The sequence below is a fragment of the Psychromarinibacter sediminicola genome (assembly GCF_029168335.1).
GTDB lineage: Bacteria > Pseudomonadota > Alphaproteobacteria > Rhodobacterales > Rhodobacteraceae > Psychromarinibacter > Psychromarinibacter sediminicola.
Window position 1 is genome coordinate 1 of record NZ_JARGYC010000025.1, and the last position, 17,853, is coordinate 17,853.

The 17,853-nt window shown below is 65.2% G+C and carries 22 protein-coding genes; 8 read left to right on the forward strand and 14 right to left on the reverse strand.

What is annotated here, in order from left to right; all coding sequences use genetic code 11:
* Positions 1-631, forward strand: a 631-nt coding sequence (locus P1J78_RS11030) for an IS1595 family transposase (RefSeq protein ID WP_275567408.1), incomplete at its 5' end; no start/stop codon positions are given.
* On the opposite strand, the gene P1J78_RS11035 is transcribed toward P1J78_RS11030, so the two are convergent.
* The 5 genes from P1J78_RS11035 to hrcA form a co-directional block, all read right to left on the reverse strand.
* Entirely contained in the window at positions 628-783 is a 156-nt protein-coding gene (locus tag P1J78_RS11035) for a hypothetical protein (protein WP_275567409.1), read from the reverse strand. The genes P1J78_RS11030 and P1J78_RS11035 overlap by 4 nt on opposite strands.
* 4 nt (positions 784-787) lie before the next feature.
* Complete coding sequence (locus P1J78_RS11040; protein ID WP_275567410.1) at positions 788-1,093, reverse strand: hypothetical protein; 306 nt, start codon at positions 1,091-1,093, stop codon at positions 788-790.
* A gap of 345 nt (positions 1,094-1,438) precedes the next feature.
* Complete coding sequence (locus P1J78_RS11045) at positions 1,439-1,813, reverse strand: hypothetical protein (RefSeq protein ID WP_275567411.1); 375 nt, start codon at positions 1,811-1,813, stop codon at positions 1,439-1,441.
* A 172-nt stretch (positions 1,814-1,985) separates the two neighbouring features.
* Positions 1,986-2,552 (reverse strand): nucleotide exchange factor GrpE, encoded by a 567-nt coding sequence (locus P1J78_RS11050; RefSeq protein WP_275567412.1) that lies wholly within the window; start codon positions 2,550-2,552, stop codon positions 1,986-1,988.
* A 9-nt stretch (positions 2,553-2,561) separates the two neighbouring features.
* Complete coding sequence (gene hrcA / locus P1J78_RS11055; protein ID WP_275567413.1) at positions 2,562-3,626, reverse strand: heat-inducible transcriptional repressor HrcA; 1,065 nt, start codon at positions 3,624-3,626, stop codon at positions 2,562-2,564.
* 117 nt (positions 3,627-3,743) lie between these two features.
* On the opposite strand from hrcA, the gene rph reads away from it, so the two are divergent.
* The 3 genes from rph to hemW are packed head-to-tail and all read left to right on the forward strand — an operon-like array spanning position 3,744 to position 6,212.
* The gene (gene rph, locus P1J78_RS11060) at positions 3,744-4,454 is read left to right on the forward strand and encodes a ribonuclease PH (RefSeq protein ID WP_275567414.1); all 711 of its coding nucleotides are present in this window, start codon (positions 3,744-3,746) and stop codon (positions 4,452-4,454) included.
* On the forward strand, positions 4,454-5,062 hold the full coding sequence (gene rdgB / locus P1J78_RS11065) for an RdgB/HAM1 family non-canonical purine NTP pyrophosphatase (protein ID WP_275567415.1): 609 nt from the start codon (positions 4,454-4,456) through the stop codon (positions 5,060-5,062). The genes rph and rdgB overlap by 1 nt, the downstream gene beginning before the upstream one ends.
* Entirely contained in the window at positions 5,040-6,212 is a 1,173-nt protein-coding gene (gene hemW / locus P1J78_RS11070) for a radical SAM family heme chaperone HemW (RefSeq protein ID WP_275567416.1), read from the forward strand. The genes rdgB and hemW overlap by 23 nt, the downstream gene beginning before the upstream one ends.
* On the opposite strand, the gene P1J78_RS11075 is transcribed toward hemW, so the two are convergent.
* From P1J78_RS11075 to hemJ, 7 genes are all read right to left on the reverse strand, one after another.
* On the reverse strand, positions 6,209-7,102 hold the full coding sequence (locus P1J78_RS11075) for a ParB/RepB/Spo0J family partition protein (protein WP_275567417.1): 894 nt from the start codon (positions 7,100-7,102) through the stop codon (positions 6,209-6,211). The genes hemW and P1J78_RS11075 overlap by 4 nt on opposite strands.
* A gap of 12 nt (positions 7,103-7,114) precedes the next feature.
* On the reverse strand, positions 7,115-7,924 hold the full coding sequence (locus tag P1J78_RS11080; RefSeq protein ID WP_275567418.1) for a ParA family protein: 810 nt from the start codon (positions 7,922-7,924) through the stop codon (positions 7,115-7,117).
* Positions 7,917-8,540 carry a 16S rRNA (guanine(527)-N(7))-methyltransferase RsmG gene (gene rsmG / locus P1J78_RS11085; protein WP_275567419.1) on the reverse strand — a complete coding sequence of 208 codons (624 nt, stop codon included), beginning with the start codon at positions 8,538-8,540 and terminating at the stop codon, positions 7,917-7,919. Before rsmG ends, P1J78_RS11080 begins: the two co-directional genes overlap by 8 nt.
* Positions 8,540-10,408 carry a tRNA uridine-5-carboxymethylaminomethyl(34) synthesis enzyme MnmG gene (gene mnmG / locus P1J78_RS11090; protein ID WP_275567420.1) on the reverse strand — a complete coding sequence of 623 codons (1,869 nt, stop codon included), beginning with the start codon at positions 10,406-10,408 and terminating at the stop codon, positions 8,540-8,542. The genes rsmG and mnmG overlap by 1 nt, the downstream gene beginning before the upstream one ends.
* Positions 10,409-10,420: 12 nt before the next feature.
* Positions 10,421-11,701, reverse strand: a complete 1,281-nt coding sequence (mnmE, locus tag P1J78_RS11095) for a tRNA uridine-5-carboxymethylaminomethyl(34) synthesis GTPase MnmE (RefSeq protein WP_275567421.1) — start codon at positions 11,699-11,701, stop codon at positions 10,421-10,423.
* A 28-nt stretch (positions 11,702-11,729) separates the two neighbouring features.
* Positions 11,730-13,001 carry a transcription termination factor Rho gene (gene rho, locus P1J78_RS11100; protein ID WP_275567422.1) on the reverse strand — a complete coding sequence of 424 codons (1,272 nt, stop codon included), beginning with the start codon at positions 12,999-13,001 and terminating at the stop codon, positions 11,730-11,732.
* 128 nt (positions 13,002-13,129) lie between these two features.
* Positions 13,130-13,582 carry a protoporphyrinogen oxidase HemJ gene (hemJ, locus tag P1J78_RS11105; protein ID WP_275567472.1) on the reverse strand — a complete coding sequence of 151 codons (453 nt, stop codon included), beginning with the start codon at positions 13,580-13,582 and terminating at the stop codon, positions 13,130-13,132.
* A 414-nt stretch (positions 13,583-13,996) separates the two neighbouring features.
* On the opposite strand from hemJ, the gene P1J78_RS11110 reads away from it, so the two are divergent.
* Genes P1J78_RS11110 through dnaQ form a run of 4 tightly spaced genes read left to right on the forward strand, consistent with a single transcriptional unit; the run spans position 13,997 to position 16,704 of the window.
* The gene (locus P1J78_RS11110; RefSeq protein WP_275567423.1) at positions 13,997-14,596 is read left to right on the forward strand and encodes a Maf family protein; all 600 of its coding nucleotides are present in this window, start codon (positions 13,997-13,999) and stop codon (positions 14,594-14,596) included.
* Positions 14,593-15,429 carry a shikimate dehydrogenase gene (locus P1J78_RS11115; protein ID WP_275567424.1) on the forward strand — a complete coding sequence of 279 codons (837 nt, stop codon included), beginning with the start codon at positions 14,593-14,595 and terminating at the stop codon, positions 15,427-15,429. Before P1J78_RS11110 ends, P1J78_RS11115 begins: the two co-directional genes overlap by 4 nt.
* Positions 15,426-16,052 (forward strand): dephospho-CoA kinase, encoded by a 627-nt coding sequence (gene coaE / locus P1J78_RS11120; protein ID WP_275567425.1) that lies wholly within the window; start codon positions 15,426-15,428, stop codon positions 16,050-16,052. The genes P1J78_RS11115 and coaE overlap by 4 nt, the downstream gene beginning before the upstream one ends.
* A complete protein-coding gene (dnaQ, locus tag P1J78_RS11125) occupies positions 16,012-16,704 on the forward strand; it encodes a DNA polymerase III subunit epsilon (protein ID WP_275567426.1) in 693 nt (230 codons plus the stop codon). Before coaE ends, dnaQ begins: the two co-directional genes overlap by 41 nt.
* A 51-nt stretch (positions 16,705-16,755) precedes the next feature.
* On the opposite strand, the gene secB is transcribed toward dnaQ, so the two are convergent.
* Complete coding sequence (gene secB, locus P1J78_RS11130) at positions 16,756-17,283, reverse strand: protein-export chaperone SecB (RefSeq protein ID WP_275567427.1); 528 nt, start codon at positions 17,281-17,283, stop codon at positions 16,756-16,758.
* A gap of 57 nt (positions 17,284-17,340) precedes the next feature.
* The gene (locus tag P1J78_RS11135; protein WP_275567428.1) at positions 17,341-17,838 is read right to left on the reverse strand and encodes an FxsA family protein; all 498 of its coding nucleotides are present in this window, start codon (positions 17,836-17,838) and stop codon (positions 17,341-17,343) included.
* Positions 17,839-17,853: the final 15 nt, after the last annotated feature.

Genomic DNA, 17,853 nt, shown 5'->3' on the forward strand with positions numbered 1-17,853 from the left:
TACGTCGCCATCCATGAGACACCTCCTGCTGTGCAGGTGTCACCTCGGACGAAAAGGTGCCTCAAACAACGAGGGTGATGGCCCGGCGCTTACCCACGTTGAGGTAGACGGAGCCTACTTTGGCGGTCACGTCCGCCCGGAGAACCGCAAGGAAGACCGGAAGGACCGCCGCCTGAAAGAGCATCAGACCGGCAAGCGCCGCGTCGTCGTCGCCTTCCGTCAGCGCAAGGGCCGCACCCTGCCGTTCGTTACCCGGACCGAAGCCGAAGGCGTGGCGCTGGCGAACGAGAACGTGGACCGCATGGCGTCCATGTCAGCGGACGAGGCCAGCCATTGGGATATGCTGCACGCGGGCTGGGCCGTGAACCGCATCAACCACTCGCTGGCTTACAGCGCCGATGGCGCCTGCACCAACCAAGCGGAAAGCTACTCCTCCCGCCTGCGCCGGATGGTCGAAGGCCAGCACCACCACGTCAGCCCACAGCACCTTCACCAGTACGCGAACCAAGCCGCGTGGCTGGAGAACAACCATCGCCTGTCCAACGGCGCGCTGGCCCGCAAGGTGGTCGCGAACGCGATGGATGCGCCGGTTAGCCGGAACTGGAAGGGGTATTGGCAGCGGGCGGCCTAAGCTGCTTCCTTTTCCCGACCGGGGATAGCGTCACACAGATCGCGCGCCGCACGCTCAAGATCCTCATCGGGGACATCTTGTCCGAAGCGCTCCTTCATGATGCGCTGAATAAACTCTTGCGAACGTTTGATATTTTCTTGTGATTTTGTCATTCGTCTACTCCCTTTGCTCCATGTGGTCCCACGCTCGATCCACGAGAAGATCGGCAAAATCTCTGATCCAGTATTTAGCACGAAGCTTCTGCGCATTGCGATAGTCTTTGAAGTCTTCGTGAACCTCTAAGACCGGAACGAGCGCTTTCGCCACATCGTCTCGGCGGATCAACGCGCCGTCTGGAAATTGGTTCACAATGAACTCACGGGTTTCTCTGACTACCGCGATCCACGTGGCCCTATCTTCCTCAAAAAATGCGGTGACACCTACGTCCTCCATCCGCTGCTCAGCTTCAAGGGTCAGGCCCATTATCTAATCTCCTTCACCGAAATGTACGCAGCCCATAGAACGCCAAGAAGAGAAAGAGCCAATAGCGCAAACGCGCAAGCTGCCAACGCTCCTGAGTTCATCCAATCCGCGATTATGGAGAATATTGCTGCAGCAATGGCCACAAGCAGGCTCGCGAAAGCGACATGGGCGCGCCATTTGTACTTACCCACTACAGCGCGTCGCTCCTGTGGTTGATAGGCCTCAAAGGCAGACGACGTTGCGCCCAAGAAAACTAAAATTAATCCGGCAGTCGCGCTTGCAGCGCCAGTCACTTGCCCAACGATATCTATGGCCGCCACTTGTTAATGTCCTCCCGAGGGGAGACTAGGCCATAATTACCCCCTTGTTGGCAAGCCTCCACGCCCGCCCCTCTCGCACCACCCTCCCCGACCGCTTTAACCTCGCCAGACAAAGCGACGTGCGCCGGTACGCGTCCCACTCGCTGAGGTCCGGCCGCCGCGCGGCCACATGGGCCGTTACCCCGCTCTGTGTGCTGTGGCCGGCTTGCAGAGCCTCTATGATCATGCGCGCCATGACGCCCTTACCGGCCACGTCCGGTTTTCTGGCGGGCGACAGACGAGGAATGGGGACACCGCGCAGGGATAGCAGCGCCTCAACGTGATCCATGCCGTCCAGGTTGTCCCTGTCGATCTGCCGCCGCAGCGCCAGCAGCGCGTTGTTGATCGTCTTGTCCTGCATGGGCCTGTGTATGGATGCTATCTTGAATATACGAGCCATACCTTAGCCTGTCGCACGTCACGCAGGTATAATTCAGTTGGTGCGTTTGCTACATAAGGCCGAAAATATCCCGGGGAGCGCGAGGGGCTGGCCCCTCGCTTCCGCGGCCGATGTCACACGTGAAACGCGCCGGTCAGCTCGCCGGCGTCGAGCTCACGCCCACCTGCGCCGGCCGCAACAGCCGGTCGTGGATCATGAAGCCCACCTGGCTGACCTGGATGATGTCGCCGGCCTTGGTGTCCGGCACCGGCGCCTCGTACATCGCCTGGTGCAGCTGCGGGTCGAACTTGTCGCCCACCGCCGGCTGCACGATCTCGATGCCGTGCTTCGAGAAGACGTTGAGCAGCTCCTTCATGGTCAGCTCGATCCCCTCGATCAGCGCCTTCTTTTCGGCGCGCGTCGCCTCGTCCGCCGCCTCCAGGGCGCGTGCGAGGTTGTCGTAGACCGGCAGCATGTCGCGCGCCAGCTTGGATCCGCCGTATTTCTCGGCCTCGCGCCGGTCGCGCTCGCCGCGCTTGCGCGCGTTCTCGGCATCCGCCAGCGCCCGCATGAAGCGCTCGCGCATGTCGTCGCGCTCGGCCCGCAGCTGGTGAAGCTCGTCGGCGGCGACAAGCTCATCCTCGTGGGGCTCTTCGGCCGCCAGTTCGTCCAGCGTGCTCAGGTCCTCGTCCGGCATATCGTCGCGTTTCTGCTCTGCCATGTTACCCTCTTACCCGCGGTCGGAAATCAGTCGCCCGACCAGTTGCGCCGTATAGTCCACGATCGGCACGATGCGCCCGTAATTCAGCCGCGTCGGCCCGATCACGCCAACGGCGCCGATGATCTTTCGGTCAGCGTTCATATAAGGAGACACCACCAGAGAGGAACCCGAAAGTGAGAAAAGCTTGTTCTCCGAGCCGATAAAAATGCGCACACCCTCGCCTTCGTCGGCCAGTTCGAGGAATTCGGCGATGTCGCGTTTCCGCTCCAGGTCGTCGAACAGGTTGCGGATGCGCTCCAGGTCCTCGGCCTCCTGTTCCTCGCCCAGCAGATTCGCCCGCCCGCGCACGATCAGCCGCTCGTAGCGGTCGCCCTCGTTCTCCCAGATCGCCAGCCCGTTCTCGACCAGATCGCGGGCCAGGTCGTTCAGCTGCTGCCGGCGCTTGACGATCTCGGCTTCGAACCCCGCGCGCAGCTCGGTCAGGGTCCGCCCCTCGGCGATCGCGTTCAGAAAATTCGCCGCCTCGCGCAGCGACGACGGGGTCTGGCCCACCGGCGGATGGAACACGCGGTTCTCCACATGCCCGTCGGCGAAGACCAGCACGACCAGCGCCCGGTCGGGCTGCAAGGACACGAACTCGATATGCTTGATCGGTGCCTCGTGCTTCGGCGCCAGCACCAGGCTCGCGCCGCTCGTCACGCCCGACAGCGCGCTGCCCACCTTGTCGAGAAGCGCGGTCACGTCCTGTTGATTGGAACCGAGCGTCGAGTCGATCTTGTCGCGCACGTCCGAATCCAGCTCGCCGACCTCCAGAAGCCCGTCGACGAACATGCGCAGCCCCGTCTGCGTCGGAATCCGCCCGGCCGACACATGCGGGCTGTCCAGCAGGCCCAGATATTCCAGGTCCTGCATGACGTTGCGAATCGTCGCGGCCGAGACCTTTTCGCTCATCGTCCGCGTCAGCGTCCGCGATCCCACCGGCTCGCCGCTTTCCAGATAGCCTTCGACCACCCGGCGAAAGACTTCGCGGCTGCGGTCGTTCATCTCGGAAAGGATACGCGATGTGTCCGTCATCTCGGTCATGTCGAGGAACCGTCGGTATTAAAGGGGATTGCGGCGCCGCGTCAATCGGGCTTGCGTCTCGTCATGGGCCACAGGTAAGCATCGCCCGACCCGAATGGAAGGAACCGAATGCGACCCTCTGGCAGAGCGCTCGATCAGATGCGCGAGATAACCATCGAAACCGATTACACGCGCCATGCCGAAGGATCCTGCCTGATCTCCTGCGGCGCCACCCGCGTGCTCTGCACCGCCTCGCTGGAAGAGCGCGTTCCGCCCTTCCTGAAGAATACCGGCCTCGGCTGGGTCACGGCGGAATACGGGATGCTGCCGCGCGCGACCAACACCCGGATGCGGCGCGAGGCGAAGAACGGTCAGTCGGGCCGCACGCAGGAGATTCAGAGACTGATCGGCCGCGCCCTGCGCGCCGGCGTCGACCGCGTCGCGCTGGGCGAGCGGCAGATCACCATCGACTGCGACGTAATCCAGGCCGATGGCGGCACCCGCTGCGCCTCGGTCACCGGCGGTTGGGTCGCTTTGCGCCTTGCCGTGAACAAGTTAATGAAATCGGGAGATGTGATCTCCGACCCGCTCACCGATCACGTCGCCGCCGTCTCCTGCGGCATCTATGCCGGCCAGCCGATCCTCGACCTCGACTATCCCGAGGACAGCGAGGCCGGGGTCGACGGCAATTTCATCCTCACCGGATCCGGCCGGCTGATCGAGGTGCAGATGGCGGCCGAGGGGGCGACCTTCTCCACCGAGGAGATGGGCGAGCTTTTGGGCCTCGCATCGAAAGGCGTCGGCGAGCTGGTGGCGGCGCAGAAGGCAGCCGTCGCCTGATGCGCCGGTTCGAGGGCGACAAGCTGGTGATCGCCTCGCATAACGCCGGCAAGATCCGCGAGATTCGGGCGCTCCTGGAGCCGTTCGGGGTAGAGGTCGCCTCCGCCGCCGATTTCGGCCTGGACGAGCCGGAAGAGACCGAAGACAGCTTTGCCGGCAACGCCCGGATCAAGGCGCATCATGCGGCGAAAGGCTCCGGCCTTCCGGCCCTCTCCGACGACAGCGGCATCACCGTCGATGCGCTCGACGGCGCCCCCGGCGTGCATACCGCCGACTGGGCCGAAACCGGGAACGGCCGCGACTTCCCGATGGCGATGGAAAAGGTCTGGACCCTGCTGGAAGAGCGCGATGCCCCTACCCCGCGCCGCGCCGCCTTCAATTGCACGCTATGCCTTGCATGGCCCGACGGGCATGACGAGATGTTTGAGGGCAAGGTCCGGGGCCAGGTCGTCTGGCCGATGCGCGGCGATCAGGGCTTCGGCTTCGATCCCGTCTTCCTGCCCGATGGCGAAACCGAGACTTTCGGCGAAATGGACCCCGCCCGCAAACACGCGATGAGCCACCGTGCCGACGCTTTCCGCAAACTTGTCCACGCCTGTTTCGCCTGAGCCCTGGCAAGAGGGCGGCTTCGGGCTCTATATCCACTGGCCGTTCTGCCAGTCGAAATGCCCCTATTGCGACTTCAACTCGCATGTGGCCGAGCGTATCGACCAGACCCGCTGGCGCGATGCCTATATCTCGGAAATCCGCCGCGCGGGCGCCGAAACCTCCGGCCGCGTTCTCGGCACCGTGTTCTTCGGCGGCGGCACGCCCAGCCTGATGCAGCCGGATGTCGTGGCCTCGGTGCTGGAGGCGATCTTCGATACCTGGACCCCGGCGAATGATATCGAGATCACGCTGGAGGCCAATCCCGGTTCCGTCGAGGCCGCCCGCTTCCGCGGCTTCCGCGAGGCCGGCGTCAACCGCGTCTCTCTCGGTGTCCAGGCGCTGAACGACCCGGACCTTCGCGCCCTCGGCCGCCTGCACTCCGTCGCCGAAGCGCGCGCGGCGCTCGACATTGCGCGCGCCACCTTCGAGCGCGTCAGCTTCGACCTAATCTATGCCCGCCAGAACCAGACGCTCTCCGGCTGGCAGGCCGAGCTGACCGAGGCGCTATCGATGGCCGCGGACCATCTCTCGCTCTACCAGCTTACCATCGAGCCCGGCACCGCCTTCGGCGCCCGCCACGATCGCGGCCTGCTGCGCGGCCTGCCCGACGACGATGTCGCTGCCGACATGTACTTTGCCACGCAGGATATCTGTGATGCCGCCGGCCTGTCCGCCTACGAGACCTCCAACCACGCCCGTCCGGGCGCAGAGAGCCGGCACAACCTGATCTACTGGCGCGGCGGGGATTACATCGGCATCGGCCCCGGCGCGCACGGCCGCATGACCTTCTCCGGCACGCGCTACGCCACCGATACGCCGCTCGCGCCCGGGGCGTGGCTGGATCGGGTCGCGCGCACCGGCAGCGGCGAGGCCAATCGCGATGTCGTGCCGCCCAACGAGCAGGCCCTCGAATACGCCATGATGGGATTACGGCTGTCCGAGGGGATCGACCGCGACCGCTATCGCCGGATCGCCGGGCAGGATATCTCGGACACGGCCCTCGCCCGCCTCGCGGAGCTCGACCTGATCGAGACGTCGGACGCGACGCTGCGCGTCACCCGCAAGGGCCGGCCGCTCCTGAACGCGATCCTTCGGGAACTGCTCGCCTAGCGTCCCCGCGACAGGACACGGCACAGCTCGTCCAGCTCGTCGAGCGACCCGTATTCGATCGTCACCCGCCCGCTTTCGCCGCCGGACTTGTGGTCGATCCGCGTCTTCAGCCCGATGGCCGCCGAGAGATCCTGTTCCAGCGCCTTGGTATCCGCGTCCTTCTCCGTCGCCGGAGCCGCGGGCTTCTTCGGCGCCGGGTGCTCGACCTTCCGCGCCAGCTTTTCGGTCTCGCGCACCGACAGGCCCTTGGCCACGACCGTCCGCGCCAGCTCCAGCGGCTTTTCCGTCGTGATCAGCGCGCGCGCATGCCCGGCGGTCAGCTTGCCCTCGCCCAGCATCTCCTGCACTTCCTCCGGCAAGGACAGCAGACGCAGGGAGTTCGCGATATGGCTGCGGCTCTTGCCCAGCGCGTCTGCGATCTTCTCCTGGGTATGGCCGAACCGGTCCATCAGCTGGCGATAGCCGGTCGCTTCTTCGACCGGGTTCAGGTCCGCCCGCTGGATGTTCTCGATGATCGCGACTTCCAGGACCTCGGTGTCGTCGTATTCGCGGATCAGCGCGGGCACTTCGTGCAGCCGCGCCATCTGGGCCGCGCGCCAGCGGCGTTCGCCGGCGACGATCTCGTACATCCCGTCATCCACCGGCCGTAGGATCAGCGGCTGGATGATCCCCTTTTCCTCGATGGACTGCGCCAGTTCCGATAGCCGCTCCTCGGCGAATTGCCTCCGGGGCTGGTTCGGGTTCGGCCGGATCTGCTCGACCGGCACCATGCGGTCCGGCGCCGGCGGCCGCGCCGGGGCGTCCGAGTCCGCCGGGGCGGTCGGGACATCCGCCATCAGCGCCGACAGACCCCGCCCCAATCCGCGCCGTTCGGCCTTTTTCTCCGACATTCCCTGACCCTTCTAGCTCGTGACCGCGAGGTTTCTTTTCACCAGTTCCTGCGCCAGCGCGCGGTACGCCTGGCTTCCCTTGGATCCGGGATCGTATTCCAGCACGGGAACCGCATAGGACGGCGCCTCGCTGACCCGCACGTTCCGGGGCACGACCGTCCGGAAGACCAGCTCGCCGAGATTGTCGCGCGCATCGTTCTCGACCTGCTGCGACAGGTTGTTCCGGCCATCGTACATCGTCAGGACGACCCCCTCGATCCGCAGGTTCGGGTTCGCCGATTGCCGAACCTCGCGAATCGTCAGCATCAGCTGCGACAGGCCTTCCAGCGCGAAGAATTCCGATTGCAGCGGGACCAGCACGGAATGCGCCGCCACCATGGCATTGACCGTCAGAAGGCTGAGCGATGGCGGGCAGTCGATCAGAATGAAATCCAGATCGTACTTGTCGATCGCCGTCTGCCGCAAGGCATCGTGCAGGAGATAGCTGCGCTTTTCGTTCGCTACCATCTCGATATCGGCCGAGCTGAGATCGGTCGTCGCCGGCGTGATCCAGAGCCCGTCGATATTCGTCGTCCGGATCACCTGGTTGAGGTCGGCGTCCTCCAGCAGCAGGTCGTATGTCGTCAACTCGCGGTCGGCCGGCTCCACTCCCAGCCCCGTCGAGGCGTTGCCCTGCGGATCGAGATCCACCAGCAGAACGTGATAACCGTCGTCGACAAGCGCCGCGCCGAGGTTGATGGCCGTCGTCGTCTTGCCGACGCCGCCCTTCTGGTTGGCAATGGCGATGATCTTGGGGGCCTTGGGGCGAATGGCGTCAAGCACGCGAGATGTCTCCGACAACGAGAATCGCAGATCCGGGATGGGTGGGGCTTGGTCTGTTTTCGACCGAGAACCGGAAGGTTTCAAGCGCTTCTTCGACTTCCGCGCGCCAGGACTCGCCTTTCAGGAAGATCGCGCGGCCGTCCGGCACCAGGTGGCGCAGCGCGTGGTCGAGGAGGCGGTGCAACGGCGCGAGCGCGCGGGCGGAAACGATTTGCGCCTGTTGCGGCGGTGCGTCCTCGATGCGGCGCGACAGGATATGGAACGGCGTTCCGACGGTGGCGCTGAGGCTTCGCAGAAAGCTGGCCTTGCGCAGATCGGCCTCGATGCAGGTGACCTTGAGGTCTGGCGCCTTCTCCTGCGCCAGGATCGCGACAACGGCGCCGGGGAACCCGCCGCCGGTTCCTAGGTCGACCCATGCGCCGTCTGATTGGTTCGCGGCCTCGAAGGCGGCCGCGGATTCCAGGAAATGCCGCGTCCAGAGCTCGGGCAGCGTCGAGGCCGCGACGAGGTTGATCGTCGGATTCCATTTCTCTAGGAGCGCAGCGTAGGCTGACAGCTTGTCCAGTGTTTCACGTGAAACACTCACCCGGTCGCAGAACGCCTCGATGCCGGACATCACGCCGACTTCTGGCGCTGGCCTTGCCGGATCTTCGCCAGGATCAATGTCATTGCGGCCGGAGTCATCCCATCCACGCGCCCCGCCTGCGCCAGCGTCTCGGGTCGCGTCGCTTTCAGCTTGGCGCGCAGCTCGTTGGACAGGCCCTGCAGGTTGTCGTAGCCGAAATCTCGCGGAATCTCCTTTTCCTCATCCCTCTGGATCGTTTCGACGTCCTTCTTCTGCCGCTCGATATAGTTGGCGTACAACGCATCCCGCGCAAGCTGCTCGCGGATCTCCGGCGCGATCTCGGCTATCCCGTCATCGACGGCGATCAGATCCTCGAAAGAGATGTCCGGAAAGGCCAGAAGTTCGAACCCGTTCCGGCGTCGACCGTCCTGCCCAACCGGCAGGTTCCGCTTCCGCGCCTCGGACGGCGACAAGTCGAATTGCTCCAACGTCTTCCGCCCATTCTCCAGCGCATCCATCTTCGTCTGAAAGCCGATCCGCCGGTCCTCCGACACGCATCCCAGCTCCAGCCCGAGCGGGGTCAGGCGCTGATCCGCGTTGTCGGCCCGCAGCGACAGCCGGAATTCCGCCCGAGACGTGAACATGCGATAAGGTTCCGAAACGCCGCGCGTCACCAGGTCATCGATCATCACGCCGATATAGGATTGCTCGCGCCCAAGGCGCACCGGACCCAAACCGCGCGTAGCGCGCGCGGCATTCAGCCCGGCGACGAGCCCCTGCCCCGCCGCTTCTTCATACCCCGTCGTGCCGTTGATCTGCCCGGCCAGATACAGCCCCGGCACATCCCGGACCTCCAAGGTCCGATCGAGGGCGCGCGGATCGACGTAGTCGTATTCGATGGCATAGCCCGGCTGCAGGATCCGCGCATTCTCCAGCCCGCGGATCGACCGAACATAGGCCTCCTGCACATCCACGGGCAGCGAGGTCGAAATGCCGTTCGGATAGACCGTCGTGTCGTTCAGACCTTCCGGTTCCAGAAAGATCTGGTGCGATGTTTTGTCGGCGAACCTAACCACCTTGTCCTCGATGGAGGGGCAATACCGTGGACCGACGCCGTCGATGCGCCCGCCATACATCGCGGACTTGTCCAGGTTCGCGCGGATCAGATCATGCGTCCGCGCATTGGTATGGGTGATCGCGCAGGAGACCTGCGGCACCTGCGGACCCTTGGACAGGAAGGAGAACATCACCGGCGCATCGTCGCCGGGTTGCTTGTCGAGGATGCTCCAATCGATGCTCTCCCCGTCCAGCCGCGGCGGCGTGCCGGTTTTCAACCGCCCCATAGGCAGACCGAAACCGTCGATCCGTTCGGCAAGACGCACCGACGGCTTGTCGCCGATCCGTCCGCCGGGACGCGACTCCTCGCCCATGTGAATGACGCCGCGCAGGAAGGTGCCCGTGGTCAACACGACCGCACCGCATGCGATGCGGCTGCCGTCGGCGAGTTCGAGACCTGTCACGTGATTATCCGTCATCAACAGGTCCGTCGCTTCGCCATAGACGAGCGTGAGGTTCTCCTGCCGGTCCACAGCAGACTGAATGGCCGCGCGATACAGCTGCCGGTCCGCCTGCGCCCGCGGCCCCTGAACCGCCGGCCCCTTGCGCCGATTGAGCAGCCGGAACTGGATGCCTGCCGCATCCGCGGCCCGGCCCATGATCCCGTCCATGGCGTCGATCTCGCGGACCAGGTGCCCTTTGCCCAGCCCACCGATCGCCGGATTGCAGGACATCACGCCGATCCCGTCGCGGGTCAGCGACACCAGGACCGTACGCGCCCCCGAGCGCGCAGAGGCCAGGGCGGCTTCGACACCCGCATGGCCTCCGCCTATCACGGCAACGTCGATGTCAGAATGTTTCACGTGAAACACCCCTCACTTTCCAAGACAGAAGTTCGCGAAGATCTCGTCGAGTATATGCTCCACGTCAACGCGCCCGACAAGGGAATCCAACGCAACAATCGCCAACCGCATTCGTTCCGCCGCCATATCCGCCGTTTCGATCCCCGAACTCAACTCCGCCATCGTCCCATCCAGAAAGGCCACCGCCTCCGCCAAGGCGCGCCGGTGCCGATCCCGTATCGCCACGCCCACGCCGGAGGCCCGACGCTCCAACACCGACGTTATCCGGTCGACCAAGCCGTCCACGCCGGCCCCCGTCTTACCCGAAACGTCGCCCACGCCCGAATCCGATTTCCCGACCACCACGATATCGTCCCCTTGCGGAGACAGGCCCGGCTCCTCGCCCGGAGCGGACAACAGGAAAACCCGCAGGTCCGCCCGCTCCGCCCGCTGCCGCGCCCGGTCGATTCCCAGGGTTTCCACGACATCCGTGGTCTCGCGCAGCCCGGCGGTATCCAAAACCGTCACCGGCAGGCCCTTCAGGTCCATCCGCACCTCGATCACATCGCGCGTGGTCCCGGCCACCTCCGACGTAATCGCCGCGTCCCGCCCCGCAAGGCGGTTCAGCAAGGTCGACTTTCCGGCATTCGTCGCGCCGACGATCGCCACCTCGAACCCGTCCCGGATCCGCTCGGCGACTTGCGATCCGTCCAGCTCCTCCCGCAAGGACGCCCGAACCTCGGCCAGCAAGGCCGACACTTCCGGCGTGACGTCTTCGGGAACCTCTTCATCCGCAAAATCTATCGTCGCCTCGATCAAGGCCGAGGCCCGGATCAGCTTGGCCCGCCAGGCTTCCACCTTCTCGCCGAGCGCCCCGGAGAACACCCGCATCGCCTGCACGCGCTGCGCCTCGGTCTCCGCCTCGATCAGGTCCGACAGCCCCTCGACCCGGGCAAGGTCCAGCCGGTCGTTTTCCAGCGCGCGGCGCGTGAATTCGCCCGGCTCCGCCAGCCGCAGCCCGTCGAACTCCCCCAATCGCCGCAGGACAGACGCAACTATGGCCGGGCTTCCGTGCAGATGGAATTCCGCCACCGCCTCGCCGGTAAAGCTGTGCCCCTCGGCGAAGACGAGAATCAGCGCCTCGTCCACCAGCGCCCTGTCGCCGTCGCGGACCGCGCGGATCGACGCCTGGCGCGGCGGCGGAACGTCGCCGCACATCGCTTCGACCACGGCAAAGGCGCGCGGGCCGGACACGCGCACCACCGCAACGCCCGCCTTCCCGCGCGCCGTTGCGAGGGCAAAGATCGTATCCATGGATCAACTCATTGTTCGAAACAACAAGTCAGGTGTTCATCGAATCGAAGAACTCGCCGTTGTTCTTGGTCTGCTTCAACTTGGACAGCAGGAACTCGATGGCATCCGTCGTCCCCATCGGGTTCAGGATTCGCCGCAGGACATAGGTCTTCTGCAGGTCCTTGCCTTCCACCAGCAGATCCTCTTTCCGGGTTCCGGACTTCAGAATGTCCATCGCCGGATAGACCCGCTTGTCCGCGACCTTGCGGTCCAGCACGATCTCGGAGTTGCCGGTGCCCTTGAATTCCTCGAAGATCACCTCGTCCATGCGCGAACCGGTGTCGATCAGCGCCGTCGCGATGATGGTCAGCGAGCCGCCTTCCTCGATGTTCCGCGCCGCGCCGAAGAACCGCTTCGGCCGCTGCAGTGCATTGGCGTCGACGCCGCCGGTCAGCACCTTGCCCGAGGACGGCACGACGGTGTTGAACGCCCGGCCCAGGCGGGTGATCGAGTCCAGCAGGATCACGACGTCGCGCTTGTGCTCGACCAGACGCTTCGCCTTCTCGATCACCATGTCCGACACGGCCACGTGGCGCGACGCCGGCTCGTCGAAGGTCGAGGAAATCACCTCGCCCTTCACCGAGCGCTGCATGTCGGTCACCTCCTCGGGACGCTCGTCGATCAGCAGAACGATCAGGTAGCACTCCGGGTGATTCGCCTCGATCGAATGCGCGATGTTCTGCAGCAGCACCGTCTTGCCCGTCCGCGGCGGCGCCACGATCAGACAGCGCTGGCCCTTGCCGATGGGCGAGACCAGGTCAATGACGCGGGCCGATCGGTCCTTGATGGTCGGGTCGTCGATCTCCATCCGCAACCGTTCGTCCGGGTAAAGCGGCGTCAGGTTGTCGAAGGCCACCTTGTGCCGCGCCCGCTCCGGCTCTTCGAAGTTGATATCCTCGACCTTGGTCAGGGCGAAGTACCGCTCGTTCTCGGACGGTCCGCGGATCACGCCCGACACGGTATCGCCGGTGCGCAGCGAGAATTGCCGGATCATGTCGGGAGACACATAGATGTCGTCCGGCCCGGGCAGATAATTGGCCTCGGGCGACCGCAGGAAGCCGAAGCCGTCCTGCAGCACTTCCAGCACGCCGTCGCCGCCGATCTCCCATCCGTCCTCGGCCTGCTCGCGCAGGATCTGGAACATCATGTCGCCCTTGCGCATGGTCGAGGCGTTCTCGATCTCCAGCTCCTCGGCCATGGACAGGAGGTCCTTCGGGCTCTTCGCCTTCAGGTCGGACAGGTTCAGACGTTCTATGCTCATGGGAATACATCCATCGGACCGGCCGCAGGGCGGCGCACGGTCAGGTGTCGGGTGGGAGATGCGATGCAGCCGGACGGCCACGCTTGGCGGTCACATAAGGAAGCGATGCGGCGAAGTCAATCGCCGCGTCAGAACGGGCGAGCGATGACCGAGACCACGATGACGATCAGGAGCAGCGTCGGCACTTCGTTCATCATGCGAAAGGTCCGGCCGGTCCGGCTATTGGCGCCGCTAACGAAGTCCTTCCGCCGGTAGCCCAGCCAATGATGAAACCATGTCATCACCAGCACCGCGGCCGCCTTGGTCCAGGGCCAGACCGCGCTCCAGTCGACGATGCCGGGGGTGAAGACCAGCATCAGCCCGAAGACCCATGTCGCGATCATCGCCGGGTTCATGATCGCCCGAAGCAGCCGCCGCTCCATGGTCTGAAACATCTCGTCGGTCCCCGACCCGGCCTCGACCTGTTCGGTGTGATAGACGTACAGGCGGGGCAGATAGAACAACCCCGCCATCCAGGCGATGACCGAGATCACGTGCAGGCTCTTGGTCCACGGGTAGAACCAGAACAGGAAATCGTAAATCACGTGGTCGCCTCCTTGGTCCGGGCCCCCTTCATAAGAAAATATATAGAAAAGAAAAGTTGATGTGTTTGTAGGGGCTGGGGATAGTGGGGATTATTGGTTTATTCACCCTGTTATCCCCTGGGGGAAACTCGTCCAGCCCGCCCCGGATCAACGCTGTGTTGTGCGGAAAGAGTCAAATGTTTTCAGATAGTTAAACCTTAACCTGCCGCTACGGAAGTCTGTGAACAACTCTGGGTAATACTCGATACCGAAGCCGCAATCCCCAGCACCCCGAACTGCGTTGCGCACGTTGAAGAACGAGGGGGCTGTGCCGGCGAACCCGCCCGGTCTTCCCGTGACACGCCGTCACGCGGCTGTTACCCAAACCCCGTCCCCTGCGTCACACACGTGTCATCCACATAATTGCCCCCAATGCCGCAACCGATCATTCTTGCCTCGGGTTCCGCGATCCGCCGCCAGCTGCTGGAAAACGCCGGCGTCCCGTTCGACGCCGATCCGGTCCGCGTGGACGAGGACACGATTCGTGACACCATGCAGGCCGACGGCGCCGCGCCCCGCGACATCGCGGATGCCCTCGCCGAAGCGAAAGCGCGCCGCGGCAGCGCCCGGCACCCGGATGCGCTGGTGATCGGATGCGATCAGGTGCTGAACTTCGACGGCCGTCTTCTGACGAAACCGGACAGCCCGGCCGAGGCCCGGGCCCAGCTGGACGCGCTCGCCGGCAAGCGTCATCAGCTTCTTTCCGCGGCCGTGATCTACGAGAACGGCGAACCGCAATGGCGCCATATCGGCGTGGTAAGAATGCAGATGCGCCAGCCGTCGGAGACGTACCTGGACGACTATGTCGCGCGAAACTGGGAAAGCATCCGGAGCTCCGTCGGCGGATACAAGCTGGAAGAGGAAGGCATCCGCTTGTTCACCCGGGTCGATGGCGATTATTTCACCGTGCTGGGGCTGCCACTCATCGAAATCCTGGGCTATCTGACGACTAGGGGGATTCTTCCGGGATGACTGACCTGCAACGCATACCGCTGGCCGGGGTGATCGGATCGCCCGTCGCGCACAGCAAGTCGCCGGTGCTGCACGCGCACTGGCTGCACCGCTACGGGCTGCAGGGGCATTACATCCCCATGGACATCGCCCATGCCGACCTGAACGAGGCGGTGCATCTGCTGCCCCGGCTCGGGTTCGTCGGCGTCAACGTCACGATCCCGCACAAGGAGCTGATGCTCTCGGTCGCCGATCTGGTCACCGACCGCGCCGCGCTGATCGGGGCGGCGAACACGCTGATCTTCCGGCATGACGGCAAGATCCACGCCGACAACACCGACGGCTACGGCTTCATCGAAAACCTGCGCCAGAACGCACCGCACTGGAACCCGCGCGGTGGCCCGGCCGCCGTCATCGGCGCCGGCGGCGCCGCCCGTGCCGTCGTCGCCTCGCTGATCGAGGCCGGCGCGCCCGAGATCCGCATCACCAACCGCACCCGCACCCGCGCCGATGCGCTGCGCTGCGATTTCGGCAACAAGGTGACGGTCTTCGAATGGGTGCAGGCCGGCAACATCCTCGAAGACGCCGCGACCGTGGTGAACACGACGTCGCTCGGCATGGTGGGCAAGCCGGAGTTCCGTGTGCCGCTCGACGCGCTCGCCCCGGACGCCGTGGTCAACGATCTCGTCTACAACCCGCTGGAAACGACGTTCCTGCGCCGCGCGGCCGATATGGGCTGTGTCACGGTCGACGGGCTGGGGATGCTCCTGCACCAGGCCGCGCCTGCCTTCGAGCGGTTCTTCGGCGTCCGCCCCGAGGTGGACGAGGAAGCGCGGCAGGTCGTTCTGGCGTGAAACCCTTCGTCATCGGCCTCACCGGCTCGATCGGCATGGGCAAGACCACGACCGCGAAAATGTTCGCGGATCAGGGCGTGCCGGTCTGGGATGCCGATGCCGCCGTGCATCGGCTGTATGCCGAGGGTGGCGACGCCGTCGAGCCGATCCGCGCGCTCCGCCCGCAGGCGATCCGCGACGGCGCCGTCGACCGGCTCGCGCTGAAGGACTGGATCGCCGAGGACCCCGACGCGCTGCGGCAGATCGAGGCCGTCGTCCACCCGCTCGTCGCCCGGGACCGCCAGCGGTTCATCGCGGACAGCGACGCGCCCATCGTGCTCGTCGATATCCCGCTCCTGCTCGAAGGCGGCGGCGAGGCGAGGGTCGACACGGTCGTCGTCGTCTCCGCCCCGCCCGAGGTCCAGCGCGCCCGCGTGCTGTCGCGCGGGACGATGACAGAGGCGCAATTCGAGACGATTCTCGCCAAACAGATGCCCGATGCCGAAAAACGCGCCCGCGCCGACCACGTCATCGAGACGCGGACTCTTGAAGACGCGCGCGCGCAGGTGCAAACCTGTCTGCGGGACATCCGGAGGCAGGCCAATGCGGGAAATCGTGCTCGACACGGAAACGACGGGGTTTGAACCCGATACCGGCGACCGGATCGTGGAAATCGGCGGCGTGGAACTGTTCAACCACGTGCCGACGGGCCGCACCTATCACCAGTACATCAACCCCGAACGCGACATGCCCGACGAGGCGTTCCAGGTTCACGGCCTCTCGACCGAATTCCTCTCCGACAAGCCGAAATTCGGCGAGATCGGCGACGCCTTCATCGACTTCGTCGGCGACGCCAAGCTGGTGATCCACAACGCGCCCTTCGACATGAAATTCCTCAATGCCGAGCTGCACTGGATGGGCCGCGCGCCCCTGCCGCTGGATCAGGCGATCGACACCGTGATGATGGCGCGCAAGAAGTTTCCCGGCTCGCCCGCTTCGCTCGACGCGCTCTGCCGCCGCTTCGCCATCGACAACTCCGCCCGCACGCTGCACGGCGCACTGCTGGACAGCGAGATCCTGGCGGAGGTCTATCTGGAGCTGATCGGCGGCCGGCAGCCCGGCCTCGTGCTGGCCTCCGGCCCGATGCGCGGCGCCGACGGGGGCGACGGCAGTGCCTGGCGCCCGCGCCCGCGGCCCGAGCCCCTGCCGCCGCGGATCACCGAGGCCGAGGCCGCCGCGCACGCGGCCTTCATCGAGGCGCTGGGGCCGGAGTCCGTCTGGTCGAAATACAAGTGACGCGGCCCACCGCATCCCGGAGCGGATCCGGGACGCGGACTCGCCCGGCCGTCAGCTCGGCTGCTGCTCGCCCTGCGACTGCTGCGCCGCCATCCGCTGCTGCAGCTGCTGACGGTAGAGCGCCACGAAATCCACCGTGTCCAGGTTGACGGGCGGGAACCCGCCGTCGCGGGTCATGTCGCTGACGATCCGCCGCGCGAACGGGAACAGCATCCGCGGGCACTCGATCATCAGGAACGGGTGAAGTTGGTCCTCGGGCACGTTGTCCACGTGGAACAGACCGGCATAGTCGATCTCCAGCACGAACAGCGTGTCGTCCGTGCCCTGGTTCTTCGACGTCACCGTGTACTTGGTCGAGACCTCGTACTGATGCTCCTGCTGACGCTTCTTGGCGTCCAGGCCCACCTGCACCTGGACCTGCGGCTTGACCTCGCCGGACAGGCCCTTCTGCGACAGGATGTTCTCGAAGGACAGGTCGCGCACGAACTGCGCCAGGATGCGCATCTGCGGCCCCGACTGTTGCTGCTGCGGCGCGGCCTCGCCGTTACCTGCGGGGGCGTTGTCGCCGGTCTCCGCCATGTCGTCTCTCCTCGGGTAAAAAGGCTCGGTGCCCATTAGCACCTTGCCATGCAAGCCTCAATGCCGCGTCCAGCCCGAGTTGCCGGGCCGCGAGGGGCGCCCGGTCTCCGGGGTCACGTCTTCGTAATCGCCGTCGATGACCGGTCCGCGCGTCCCGGGCCGCGGCGGACGCCGGGCCGGATCGGCGCCGCGAACCTCGAAGTGCTGCACCTTTACGCGGGCTCGGATGAACCGATAGACGGCCGCGCGCACCGGCGGCGCCAGAAGCGCGAAGCCGACGGCGTCGGTGAAGAACCCCGGCGTCAGCAGCAGCGCGCCCGAGAACAGGATCATCGCGCCATGCGCCAGCGGTTCGGACGGATCGTCAAGCTCGTTGAAGGAGCGTTTCACGTCATTCAGCGCACGCACCCCCTGCTGCCGCACCAGCCATGTGCCCAGCAGCGCGGTGATCACCACGATGGCCAGCGTCGGCCACAATCCGATCAGCCCGCCCACCTGGATGAACAGCGCGATTTCGATCAGGGGAACCGCGACGAAAAGCGCGAAAAGCCACATGATATCCTCGTGTAC

Coding starts and splice junctions, on each gene's coding strand:
- P1J78_RS11035 (WP_275567409.1), bottom strand. CDS start 783: ATGACAAAATCACAAGAAAATATCAAACGTTCGCAAGAGTTTATTCAG.
- P1J78_RS11040 (WP_275567410.1), bottom strand. CDS start 1,093: ATGGGCCTGACCCTTGAAGCTGAGCAGCGGATGGAGGACGTAGGTGTC.
- P1J78_RS11045 (WP_275567411.1), bottom strand. CDS start 1,813: ATGCAGGACAAGACGATCAACAACGCGCTGCTGGCGCTGCGGCGGCAG.
- P1J78_RS11050 (WP_275567412.1), bottom strand. CDS start 2,552: ATGGCAGAGCAGAAACGCGACGATATGCCGGACGAGGACCTGAGCACG.
- hrcA (WP_275567413.1), bottom strand. CDS start 3,626: ATGACGGACACATCGCGTATCCTTTCCGAGATGAACGACCGCAGCCGC.
- rph (WP_275567414.1), top strand. CDS start 3,744: ATGCGACCCTCTGGCAGAGCGCTCGATCAGATGCGCGAGATAACCATC.
- rdgB (WP_275567415.1), top strand. CDS start 4,454: ATGCGCCGGTTCGAGGGCGACAAGCTGGTGATCGCCTCGCATAACGCC.
- P1J78_RS11075 (WP_275567417.1), bottom strand. CDS start 7,102: ATGTCGGAGAAAAAGGCCGAACGGCGCGGATTGGGGCGGGGTCTGTCG.
- rsmG (WP_275567419.1), bottom strand. CDS start 8,540: ATGTCCGGCATCGAGGCGTTCTGCGACCGGGTGAGTGTTTCACGTGAA.
- mnmE (WP_275567421.1), bottom strand. CDS start 11,701: ATGGATACGATCTTTGCCCTCGCAACGGCGCGCGGGAAGGCGGGCGTT.
- rho (WP_275567422.1), bottom strand. CDS start 13,001: ATGAGCATAGAACGTCTGAACCTGTCCGACCTGAAGGCGAAGAGCCCG.
- P1J78_RS11110 (WP_275567423.1), top strand. CDS start 13,997: ATGCCGCAACCGATCATTCTTGCCTCGGGTTCCGCGATCCGCCGCCAG.
- P1J78_RS11115 (WP_275567424.1), top strand. CDS start 14,593: ATGACTGACCTGCAACGCATACCGCTGGCCGGGGTGATCGGATCGCCC.
- dnaQ (WP_275567426.1), top strand. CDS start 16,012: ATGCGGGAAATCGTGCTCGACACGGAAACGACGGGGTTTGAACCCGAT.
- secB (WP_275567427.1), bottom strand. CDS start 17,283: ATGGCGGAGACCGGCGACAACGCCCCCGCAGGTAACGGCGAGGCCGCG.
- P1J78_RS11135 (WP_275567428.1), bottom strand. CDS start 17,838: ATGTGGCTTTTCGCGCTTTTCGTCGCGGTTCCCCTGATCGAAATCGCG.